Source organism: Sabulibacter ruber, assembly GCF_017355955.1.
Lineage (GTDB): Bacteria > Bacteroidota > Bacteroidia > Cytophagales > Hymenobacteraceae > Nibribacter > Nibribacter ruber_A.
Window position 1 is genome coordinate 1 of the sequence record NZ_JAFFID010000141.1, and the last position, 268, is coordinate 268.

Here is a 268-nt window from a genome sequence, read left to right on the forward strand (position 1 = left end):
GGTGCCGTCCAGCGTGTTCAGCGCGGCGAACAGGGTGGTGGTGCCGTTGCGCTTGTAGTCGTGCGTCATCGTCCCGCACTTGCCGGGCTTCAGCGGCAAGCCGGGCTGGGTGCGGTCGAGCGCCTGGATCTGGCTCTTCTCGTCGATGGACAGCACCACCGCGTGGCAGGGCGGGTCCATGTAGAGCCCGACGATGTCCTCCACCTTGGATGCGAACGCCGGGTCGGTGGACCGCTTGAAGGTGCGGATACGATGGGGCTGGAGGCGG

Annotated in this window: 1 pseudogene; it reads right to left on the bottom strand. The window is 67.5% G+C overall.

The annotated features are described in order from the left end of the window. Positions 1-268: pseudogene (locus JT719_RS24795) on the bottom strand (IS630 family transposase); the annotation flags it as partial.